Origin of the sequence: Salegentibacter flavus (assembly GCF_900115145.1) — a bacterium.
Lineage (GTDB): Bacteria > Bacteroidota > Bacteroidia > Flavobacteriales > Flavobacteriaceae > Salegentibacter > Salegentibacter flavus.
Genome location: NZ_FOVL01000051.1, coordinates 1 through 1,060, shown reverse-complemented (window position 1 = coordinate 1,060; position 1,060 = coordinate 1). Strand labels below are relative to the sequence as shown.

At 37.2% G+C, this 1,060-nt stretch carries 1 protein-coding gene; it reads right to left on the bottom strand.

Features of this window, described 5'->3' with window-relative positions; genetic code table 11:
- Positions 1 to 268 precede the first annotated feature (268 nt).
- Positions 269 to 1,060 (bottom strand): primase-helicase family protein (locus BM266_RS16900; protein ID WP_245760487.1); only part of this gene is annotated, 792 nt, incomplete at its 5' end.

Genomic DNA, 1,060 nt, shown 5'->3' with positions numbered 1-1,060 from the left:
TTCTGTTTTTTCCATTTTTTGCTGTTTTCGCTATAAATCCAACCAATTGAGTTCAAATTTCAGCATCGTTTTATTTTTGATGACAAAGTGATGCGAAAACGATGCGGGGCAAAACCACCGGTATTACTGGTCTAATTTATATCTGGCATCAATTCATCAAAAAAAGAAAAAATTATTGAAAGTTTTTTCTCTTTAGTTGCAATCTCAATTAACCAAATTGATATTAATCTTACGGCAGCCCTCATAAACATTGAGTTAGTTGCCCGCATCACTCCTGCATCGTTTCATCGTTTTCAAAATCTTCAAAGTGATTAAGCAAGAAAGATTTTTCAATGGTATAGTAGCGCCCTTTGCCGGGGATTGGTGCTAAGCCATTCTGCCACATTACCATTTTTTGATAGGTGCGGGAATTATCCTGGTTTTTTAATTTCCAGTCCTTTTTTAGGATTTGCCGCAACTGGGTAAGATCGGTTCTAACCCTGGTGTTATTCAAAATTTGCAGCACATCCATAGGGCATAGATGTACTTCTTCCATATCAAAAGTCTCCATAGCACTTAGAAGTACACTGGCCAGTTCCTTTTCTACCCGATTCCTGTTATTGCGCATTAAATTGTTCAAAGCATTGGTCCTAATCTGCTCCGGTGTAAACCACATTCGGGTCTTATGGTCTGTTTTTAATTTCCGGTGTTGCAGGTAAAATAAAAACGCCGGAATTTCTGCTTTCAGTCGCTCTAAAAATTGGGTTTCTTCGGTTTTAAGGCCAGGTATTTTATGCACCCAGAAACGGGTTTCATCACTATCGATTTTTATAAAATTATCTTCATTATTACTACAGAGGATAAACTTTCCGAAAAATTCAACTTCACGCTTATCCTTGCCTTTAGCCTCCATTTTATTATAATCGGTAGTACTTAGGTATTTAATTCGCTCGGTAAGTTCTTCCTTGTTGAACAGCACTTCATCAATACAAATGAGCAGCTTGTTTGCCCAATCTGCATTAAACTGACTGCTGAAATTATCATTGGTCAGATAGGTCAGGTTATTATCGAAAATAGCTTT